Genomic DNA, 8,363 nt, shown 5'->3' on the forward strand with positions numbered 1-8,363 from the left:
TGTGGGGCCTCTGGCACCTGCCGCTGGCCATGCTGCTGCACGTCAGCATCAACAACTTCATGTCGATCATCTACGTGGACATGTTCCCATCCATGCGGGCCGGTCGGCCGCGTCGGGTGGCGCCACCGGTACGGCCGGGCACCGGGTTCCTCGCGCGGGCAGCCTCAGCGAGATCAGGTAGGCGTCAACGGCGGCCGTGACGCAGTCGCCACGGCCATAGGCGCCGTGCCCCCACCCTTCGTAGGTGAGCAGCCGCGCCTTCTTCCCGATCTGGGCGGCGGCGTTGCGCGCCCAGGCGTAGCCGGTGGCCGGGTCGTGCAGCCCGTTGACGATCAGCAGCGGCGGGCCGCCCTTCACCCGCAGGCGATGCTGTGGGTTCGGGATCGGATCCGGTTCACCCAGACACAGGGCGGTGAGCGTCAGACTGGTCGGGACGATCCCCATATCCGGTGCGATGGCCTTGGCGCGGCGGAGATGTTTGGTGTACTCGCGGTAGTCGCGGATCGGCCAGCGAAAATCCTCACAGAAGATCTGGAGAGGGTTGGACACTTCCAGCTCGGCGGCCGCAGGGGCCTGCCGCGGGTTCGTCGTCTCACCCAGCAGCCAGGCCGCGGAGGCGGGCGGCTCCTGCGCGCCCGCATCCAGGGCGACGAGCAGTTCGGCCAGTTCGAACCACGTGGGTACATAGCCCGCCCGGAAGACGTAGCGGATCACGTCCTGTCTGGTGAGTGACCTGGCAGGGGCGCCAGGGGCGCGGATCTCACCTCGGTCGGCACGCTCCAGCAGGCGAGCCCAGAACGCGCGCACGTTCGTGCCGTGCAGCGCGCATCGGGTCTCCCTACCGCACCACTTCACGAACTCGTCGAAACTGTCCTGGGCGAACGTGGCCCAGCTGTAGAGGTAGGGGCCGGTGCTCAGACTGTGGTCCAGGTTGCTGTCCAGGGCGAGGGCGCGGATCCGGTGGGGGAACAGTTCGGCGTACATCTGGCCGACCAGCGTGCCGTAGGAGAGGCCGTAGTAGGTGACCTTCTCCTCGCCGAGCGCTTCGCGGATCGCGTCGATGTCGCGGGCCGCGCTCACGCTGTCGACATGGTCGAAGACCGGCCCTGTCCGGGCACGGCAGTCGGCGCGCAACCGCTTGCCGTAGTCGAGCCAGGCGTCGAACTCCGCCTGACTCTTGATGAGCGGATCGGGAAACTGGGACATCAGCTGGGCCGAACATGCGATGCGCCCGCTGCCCTCTACACCGCGGGGTTCGAACCCCACGATGTCGAACCGGCGCTTGAGCTCCGGGCTGAAGTTGTTCAGGGAAAGCGCGTAGCCGACCCCGGAGGAGCCGGGGCCGCCGGGATGCAGCAGCAGAGAGCCGATCCTGGCCGCGGGGTCGGTGGCCTTGAGCCTGGCCACGGCCAGGTCGATCGTCCGCCCGCCGGGGTCGTTCCAGTCCACCGGTACGGCGAGCTTGCCGCACTCGCCAAAGGGGTATCGCGGGCACGGCGTCCAGGTGATCGCCGCCACCGGCGCCGCTGAAGCCGCTGAAGCCGCCGGCGTGGCCTCGGCAGACGGAAGGGGGGACAACATCGTAAGAGCCGTCAGCGCGACGGCGAACAGTGAAACGGTTCTACGCACGCGATCTCCAATCACAGGCGTATGCCGATGCCCTCGACACCACGATTCTTGACCGGTCAATATCGCGCGTTCGTCCGCGAGCGGTCGGGCGTGGTGTACGACACGTCCTGGGCCTCACGGATCGCCGAGGAGGCGACCCGCGAGGCGGCGCACGGCCCAGCCGACCTGATCAATCCTCACAATCGGCTGTTCCACCGCTACGCGGCACTCACGCCGCGCTGACCGGCGCCGAAGCCGTTCGTCGAACCGTCGGTCGGCGGCCTCGCCGCGCATCGGGCAGCCGGCCGCCGGAGGCTATCCGGCGGGCAGGCAATGCCGAAAGGGAACGTCAGTAACCGAATTTCCAGTTCCTGAGGAAGGGATTGGAGGTGTAGTAGGTAAAGACACGGCCGGACCGGTCGCTTTTCAGCGTATCCTTCGTCGCGTAATTGCCCGCCATCCAGGCGTCCGGGTTCGAATCGAGCCCCGATGGCTCGATGACCCATTCCTGGTAAAATCCCCCCGTGTCGCATGGCACGGTACGGACCGTGTTCCCCTCGGAAGTTACCAGGCAAAGTCCCGTGGCGAGGTTCTGGATCCAGGTCCTTCCCGTACTCGGATAGTTCGTGCGCCATTTCTGGTGGTTGTTGTTCTGGGGCACGTTGCAGGGCAAGGTGTAGACCTCCCCGGCAAAGTTGCTGTCCAGGCACAGCCCCGTCTCCCAGCTGCGGATGATGGTCACGCTTGCCGCGTGGGCCGGTGTGGCGATGAGGGTGGTCGATGCGAGAATCGCCCCCACCGGAATGAGACGCAGGCCGATGCGCATCGCGACCTGTCGCGCGCGGGATGACTTGCCTGCCGTAGGCATGGCCTCTCCTTTTCCTGGAATCTGGTCGGGCACATCCAATTGATTACGATTTCGATCGGGCGACACGGAACGCATCCGCCTGATTGATCTACATGTCATCCCAGGACGGAGCGGAGATCAACGACTGATCGGCGTATGTCTGACAGGCCGTGCCTGTCGATCCTGTTCACGCCTGTCAACGCGCTGAAATCATGAAGGCGTGGAGCTCCGCCGGCTTGAATACGCCATCGCGGTCGCCGAGGAACCGCACTTCGGAAAGGCCGCCGCCCGGATGCACGTCACCCAGCAATCGGGCGGCGAACAGATCCGCCACCCGGAAAAGGAGAACTGAGGATCAGCGGACGTCGCGGCGGCGCAGTACGAGGTAACCGCCCCCGAGGGAGAGGACGACCCACAGCACGAGAACGCCCATCCCCGTCCAGGGACCGAGGTCGCGGCCGAACCTCGGATCGCCCGGCGGGCCGGTGAGGTGCATGATCACCGCAGCCGCCTGGTCGGGGAGATACTGGGTCACGGCCTTGAGGCCGGGGACGTTCCCGAGCCCCTGCGAACCGAGGAACAGCAGCGGCATCAGGATCGCGAGCGGCCCCGCCGAGCCACGCAGCATCGTCGCGACCCCCATGGCGAACACGCAGATCAGCGCCAGGTACAGCCAGGCCCCGACGACCGCCTGCGGCACCCCCGCCGCGCCGAACGAGGTGCGGTACGGCCCCAGCCCCGCCTGCGCGGCGACGAAGGCCGCCACCACCGAGAGCGCCGAGACGCCCAGGGCCGTCAGCAGCCCGGCCAGCACCTTGCCCGTGTAGAACAGGCCGCGACGCGGCACCGCCGTCAGCGAGGCCGTGATCGTCCCCGAGGTGTACTCGCCACCGACCACCAGCACGCCGAACACCACCAGGGGAAGCTGGCTCAGCGTGAGGCCGTAGAAGGTGATGAACAACGGGTCGAACCTGCTCTGCATCTCGCTCGGCATACGGGTGAAGCCGTTGGCGGTGCTCGCCCCGACGAGATACGCGAGGACGGCGCTGAGCACGAGCGTCAACGGCAGGACGAGGACCGTCGAACGCAGCGACCAGATCTTGGCCCATTCCGCGGCCACGACCGCCCGGATCGCCGTCGTCCGGGACGTCTCCGTCATGGCACTCACCGCCGCCCGGCTTCGGTTCGGGCACCGGCTTCGGCACCGGTGAGCCTCATGAAGGCCTCCTCAAGGGAGGGCGACTGCGTGCTGACCTCGTGCAACGTCACGCCGTTGGCGGCGGCCAGCTCGCCGAGCCTGGCGGCCTCGACGCCGTGGACCTCAAGAGAGCCGTCCTCCGCCGCCCCCACCTGTATCCCGGCCATGGCCAGCGCCTCGCGCATCCGCCCCGGCTCCGGGGTGCGCAGCCGTACGTGGGAGCGGGCGTTGTCCTCGACGAACCGCCGCACGGTCGTGTCGGCGAGTAACCGGCCCCCGCCGATGACCACCAGACGTTCGGCGGTCAGGGCCGTCTCCCCCATCAGGTGGCTGGAGAAGAAGACCGTCCTGCCCTCCGCGGCCAGGGTCCTCAGCATGCCCCTGATCCACAGGACCCCCTCGGGGTCCAGCCCGTTGACCGGTTCGTCCAGCAGCAGCACCGGAGGGTCACCGAGCAGGGCGGCGGCGATGCCGAGCCGCTGGGTCATGCCGAGGGAGAGGGAGCCCGCCCGCTGACGCGCCGCGCCGGTGAGCCCGACCGTCTCCAGGACCTCCCCGACCCGCCCCCGGGGGACGCGGTTGGTCCTGGCCAGCCACAGCAGGTGGTCGAAGGCGGTGCGGCCCGGGTGCACGGCCGGCGGCGACAGCATGACCCCCACCCGCCGCAGCGGCTCGGGAAGCCGCCGGTACGGCACGCCGTCGAAGAGGACCCGTCCCGCGCAGGGGTGGTCGAGGCCCAGCATCAGCCTCATCGTGGTGCTCTTGCCCGCGCCGTTGCGGCCCAGGAATCCGGTGACGTGACCGGGTTCGACCGTGAAGGACAGGTCGTCGACGACCGCCCTGCCCCGGCGTCGTTTCGTGAGATTCCGTACTTCGATCACCCGTTCAGGCTAGGAACGGGGCAGGTCACGCACAGTCCTCGAAAGTCTCCGGTCCCGACGACGAAAGTCGCGCACGACCACGCATAGCCTGCTGGGCATGGGCCGACACCTCATCGCCGCCGCCGTGGTCGTCGTGGACACCGTGCTGTTCCTCTCCGCGCACCGGTCCTGGGCCGTCGTGGCGTACGCCCTGGCGACGGTGCTGGTGGTCGTGCTGCGCACGCGGAGCCCGGTCGCCGCCTTCGTCGCGGCCCTGGCGCTCGCCTCGCTGAGCGGCGGCTCCTACATCCTGCTGCTGTGGAGCGCCTACCAGGCCGGGCAGGAGGTCCTCTCCCGCTCCGGCGTGGCGGTGGTCGCCGGTGCCGGCGCGGGGGGCCTCGCCGTACGGCTCGCGGCGGGGCCGTTGACCCCGCAGGCGGTCGGCACCCTGCTGTCCACCTACCTCGTGTTCGTGGCGCTGCCGCTGCTCGTCGGCCTCTATCTCGCACAGCACCGGCGGCTGGTCGCGGCCCTCGACCAGAGCAACCGGCAACTGCGGCTGCGGCGGGACCTCCTGGCCGAACAGGAACGGCTGCGCGAACGCCTGCGGATCGCCAGGGACATGCACGACTCCCTGGGCCACCGGCTCAGCCTGGTCTCCGTACAGGCCGCCGCCCTTGAGGTCTCCGCGTTGCCCGTACGGCACCGGCAGGCCGTCGGGCAGCTGGCCGAGTCCGCGCGGGCCGCCATGCACGAGCTGCACGACCTGGTCGGGGCGCTACGCGGCGAGGAGGAGCCGTCCAGGTCTCTGACGGTCGAGGCGATCGGCACCGTGACCGAGGAGTTCCGCCGGGCGGGCGTCCCGGTGACGCTGCGGGAGCGGGGGCGGCCGCGTCCCCTGTCCTTCGCGGCGGGACAGGCCGCCTACCGGGTGGTCGAGGAGGGGCTGACCAACGCGGCCAAACACGCCCCGCGCCAGCCGGTCACCGTGACCGTCGACTGGGAGTCGGACGCCCTGCTGCTCACGGTCGTCAACCCCCTGCCGGAACGGCCGGAGACCGGGGCCGGGGATGAGACGCGAGCCGGAGTCGAGGTCGGGTGGGACGGTCTCTCGGGTCCCGGGGTCTCGGGTCTTGGGAGCGAGGGTTCTGAGACCGGGGCCGGGGCCTCGGATCTCGGAGCTTTGGGTCCCGAGGTCGGGGCCGAGGCCGGTAGGGGTGATGTCCCGGGTTCTGGGAGCGGGGGCCACGGTCTCGCGGGGCTCGCCGAGCGGGTACGGCCCGCCGGTGGGGTCCTGGACCACCGGCTGTCCGACGACGGCTTCCGGCTCTTCGCGATGCTCCCCGTCACACCTCTGGAGGACGACCTCGTGGTGGACGACCTGCCCGCCGTGGGACGGGTCCGTACGGTCGCCCTCGGCGCCGCCGTCGCGGTCCTGATGTTCGTGACACTGCCCGCGAGCCTGCTGCTGGGGGTGGTCCGGTGATCAGGGTCCTGGTGGCCGACGACGAACCGCTGATCACGGCGGGCATCCGCACGGTGCTGGAGTCCGCGCCCGACATCGAGGTCGTGGCCGAGGCGGCGAACGGCAGGGCCGCCGTCGAGGCGGCGCTCGGGCACCGCGTGGACGTCGCGTTGGTCGACGTCAACATGCCGGTGCTCGACGGCCTGAGCGCGATCGAGGAGCTGCGCGGGCTGGTGCCCGCACTGCGGACGCTGGTGCTGACGTCGTTCGGCACCGAGCCGAACGTGGTGCGGGCGCTGCGGGGCGGCGCGGCCGGGTTCGTGCTCAAGAGCTGCGCGCCGGACGAGCTGATCCGCGCCGTCAGGGCCGCGCACGGCGGCGACGCCTACCTGTCTCCCCCGGTGACCCGGCTGGTCCTGGGCATGGTCACCCCCGCCGAGGTGGATCGCAGAAGGGAGGCCGCCGAACTGCTCGGCGCGCTGACCCCCCGTGAGGACGAGGTCCTGCGGCTGCTGGCCGAGGGCATGTCGAACGCCGAGATCGGCCGTGGGCTGGCGATGAGCGAGGCGTCCGTCAAAACCTACGTGAGCCGGATCCTGACCAAGCTCAACTGCTCCAACCGCGTCCAGGCCGCCCTACTGGTCAGGGACGCGGGCCACCGCTGATTCCGGGGTGCTTCAGGGGCCGGTCAGAATCGGAGAAGCGCCAGGGCGTGGGACACAGATAGCGTGGTCATCGTGAACGGGGATTTACCCCCGACACATCACCAGATATACGCATTTGATCCAGGAGCGACCATGGCTGACTCTTCCCACCAGGGCATCAGGACCGTACTGCACCCCGTCTCCGACCTGGCGGCGGCCAAGGCCGTCTACACCGCCCTGCTCGGAGTGAAGCCGCAGGCCGACTCCCCCTACTACGTCGGCTTCGACGTCGAGGGCCAGCACATCGGGCTGGTGCCCTCCGGACCGCAGAGCCCGGACGCTCCGGTGGCCTACTGGCACGTGGCCGACATCGAGGCGAAGCTGGCCGAGGTGACCGCCGCCGGAGCCACCGTGAAGGAGGCCGCGCACGACGTCGGCGGCGGCCGTCTGGTGGCCACCTTCACCGACCTCGACGGCAACGTCCTCGGCCTCCTCCAGGACAAGTGAGCGACACACCGGCCATGAACGACGCACCCCGCTCCCGTGTCCAGCGGCGTCACGACGCCGAGCACCGGCTCGCCCACGACGTCGACCTCTGGGTGGCCAGCGCCTCGGCGGACGGCGTGCCGTACATGGTGCCGCTGTCCTTCGACTGGGACGGCGAGGCGCTGCTGCTGTCCACCCCGGTCAACAGCCCGACCGGCAGGAACCTGGCCGCCACCCGGACCGTCCGGCTCGGGCTCGGCCACACCCGTGACGTGACCATGATCGAGGGCACGGTCGAGGTCCTTGAGATGGACGCGCTGCCCCCGGGACAGGGAGACCGCTTCGCCAAGCGCACCGGCTTCGACCCGCGCGAGTCGGCCGGGCCGTACCGCTGGTTCCGTGTCTCACCGCGCCACATCCAGGCCTGGCGCGAGGTGGAGGAACTACGGGACCGCGACCTGATGCGCGACGGCCACTGGCTGGCCTGACCTTCTCTCAATGGGAGACCCCGAGGAGGGCCTTGATGTCGCTCTCCCGATAACGCCGCTGTCTGCTGGGTGTCCGCACCGAGGGAATCCGCCCGGTCAGGGCCCAGCGGTTGACGGTCTTGGGGTCCACGCCGAAGATGCGGGCGACCTCTCCAGGGGTGAGGAGTCGTTCTGTGGTGTCCGGTCCGGTGGTGAAAGTCCCATCGGGGGCGACGGCCTTGAGGGGGGACATGGCGGGGCTCCTTCAGTAACGGCTGCGGTGGAGGATCTCGTCGTGCCGGGCCAGAGCGTGGGCCAACCGGCGCAGTGTCGTACGGCCGAGCATGTCTCTGGCTCCGGCTTCGCGCTGGTCGAGGCATAGCGGCTTGTACCGGATGGCCCACCATTTGGGGAGGCCGGGCAGGTGGAGGTGTTCATACCGCCAGCCGGGGTGGGTGCTGATGAGCAGGTCGATCAACCGTCGTTCGTCGTCGGTCATGGTCTTCCTGGGTGCGGGATGAGGTGGGGGCTGCCTTTCAGGGGGCGGGTGCCCGGCCCCGAGCCGGGGAGCACGGACCGGGCACCCTGGAGGAGGACCGGCCCCACACGCTCAGGGCCGGTGCGCCAGACGGCTCCCTCCTTCCCCAGCACGCTCGGCGTGTGTGGGAGCCGTCTCGCGAGGGGTGGGGGGGGGGGGCGGCCGACCGGCGCGCCCCCGGGAGGGGTGCGGCGCCGCGGGGGGGGGGGTGTGGGTCTCCCCCCCCCCCGACCGCCGGGGGGGAACCCCA

The 8,363-nt window shown here is 70.0% G+C and carries 12 protein-coding genes; 6 read left to right on the forward strand and 6 right to left on the reverse strand.

Going from position 1 to position 8,363, the window contains the following annotated elements:
• Window positions 1-66: 66 nt before the first annotated feature.
• On the reverse strand, window positions 67-1,518 hold the full coding sequence (locus tag ABZ463_RS27315) for an alpha/beta hydrolase (RefSeq protein ID WP_362780360.1): 1,452 nt from the start codon (window positions 1,516-1,518) through the stop codon (window positions 67-69).
• Between the two features lie 159 nt (window positions 1,519-1,677).
• Here ABZ463_RS27315 and ABZ463_RS27320 point away from each other — a divergent pair, with 159 nt between their 5' ends.
• Window positions 1,678-1,851 (forward strand): hypothetical protein, encoded by a 174-nt coding sequence (locus ABZ463_RS27320; protein WP_362780363.1) that lies wholly within the window; start codon window positions 1,678-1,680, stop codon window positions 1,849-1,851.
• A gap of 106 nt (window positions 1,852-1,957) precedes the next feature.
• On the opposite strand, the gene ABZ463_RS27325 is transcribed toward ABZ463_RS27320, so the two are convergent.
• Window positions 1,958-2,551, reverse strand: a complete 594-nt coding sequence (locus ABZ463_RS27325; protein ID WP_362780366.1) for a ricin-type beta-trefoil lectin domain protein — start codon at window positions 2,549-2,551, stop codon at window positions 1,958-1,960.
• Between the two features lie 124 nt (window positions 2,552-2,675).
• Here ABZ463_RS27325 and ABZ463_RS27330 point away from each other — a divergent pair, with 124 nt between their 5' ends.
• Window positions 2,676-2,807, forward strand: coding sequence for a LysR family transcriptional regulator (locus ABZ463_RS27330; protein WP_352014511.1), 132 nt, complete (start codon window positions 2,676-2,678; stop codon window positions 2,805-2,807).
• A 3-nt stretch (window positions 2,808-2,810) separates the two neighbouring features.
• Here the strand turns inward: ABZ463_RS27330 and ABZ463_RS27335 are convergent, their stop codons facing one another.
• The gene (locus ABZ463_RS27335) at window positions 2,811-3,614 is read right to left on the reverse strand and encodes an ABC transporter permease subunit (protein ID WP_362780369.1); all 804 of its coding nucleotides are present in this window, start codon (window positions 3,612-3,614) and stop codon (window positions 2,811-2,813) included.
• 5 nt (window positions 3,615-3,619) lie between these two features.
• Window positions 3,620-4,534: an ATP-binding cassette domain-containing protein gene (locus ABZ463_RS27340; RefSeq protein ID WP_362780371.1), complete on the reverse strand. Its 915-nt coding sequence runs from the start codon at window positions 4,532-4,534 to the stop codon at window positions 3,620-3,622.
• A gap of 97 nt (window positions 4,535-4,631) precedes the next feature.
• On the opposite strand from ABZ463_RS27340, the gene ABZ463_RS27345 reads away from it, so the two are divergent.
• The 4 genes from ABZ463_RS27345 to ABZ463_RS27360 all read left to right on the forward strand — a co-directional run bounded on the left by ABZ463_RS27345 (window position 4,632) and on the right by ABZ463_RS27360 (window position 7,596).
• A complete protein-coding gene (locus ABZ463_RS27345; RefSeq protein WP_362780374.1) occupies window positions 4,632-5,999 on the forward strand; it encodes a histidine kinase in 1,368 nt (455 codons plus the stop codon).
• The gene (locus ABZ463_RS27350) at window positions 5,996-6,643 is read left to right on the forward strand and encodes a response regulator transcription factor (RefSeq protein WP_362780377.1); all 648 of its coding nucleotides are present in this window, start codon (window positions 5,996-5,998) and stop codon (window positions 6,641-6,643) included. The genes ABZ463_RS27345 and ABZ463_RS27350 overlap by 4 nt, the downstream gene beginning before the upstream one ends.
• 132 nt (window positions 6,644-6,775) lie before the next feature.
• Window positions 6,776-7,129 (forward strand): VOC family protein, encoded by a 354-nt coding sequence (locus ABZ463_RS27355; RefSeq protein WP_362780379.1) that lies wholly within the window; start codon window positions 6,776-6,778, stop codon window positions 7,127-7,129.
• Window positions 7,130-7,143: 14 nt separating this feature from the next.
• Entirely contained in the window at window positions 7,144-7,596 is a 453-nt protein-coding gene (locus ABZ463_RS27360) for a pyridoxamine 5'-phosphate oxidase family protein (protein WP_362780382.1), read from the forward strand.
• Window positions 7,597-7,603: 7 nt separating this feature from the next.
• Here ABZ463_RS27360 and ABZ463_RS27365 read toward each other — a convergent pair whose 3' ends face one another.
• Both ABZ463_RS27365 and ABZ463_RS27370 read right to left on the reverse strand, forming a co-directional pair.
• The gene (locus ABZ463_RS27365; protein ID WP_362780385.1) at window positions 7,604-7,828 is read right to left on the reverse strand and encodes a BldC family transcriptional regulator; all 225 of its coding nucleotides are present in this window, start codon (window positions 7,826-7,828) and stop codon (window positions 7,604-7,606) included.
• A gap of 12 nt (window positions 7,829-7,840) precedes the next feature.
• On the reverse strand, window positions 7,841-8,074 hold the full coding sequence (locus ABZ463_RS27370; protein WP_362780387.1) for a hypothetical protein: 234 nt from the start codon (window positions 8,072-8,074) through the stop codon (window positions 7,841-7,843).
• Window positions 8,075-8,363 lie beyond the last annotated feature (289 nt).

It is taken from the genome of Streptosporangium sp. NPDC020145 (genome assembly GCF_040631275.1).
In the GTDB taxonomy this organism is placed as follows: domain Bacteria; phylum Actinomycetota; class Actinomycetes; order Streptosporangiales; family Streptosporangiaceae; genus Streptosporangium.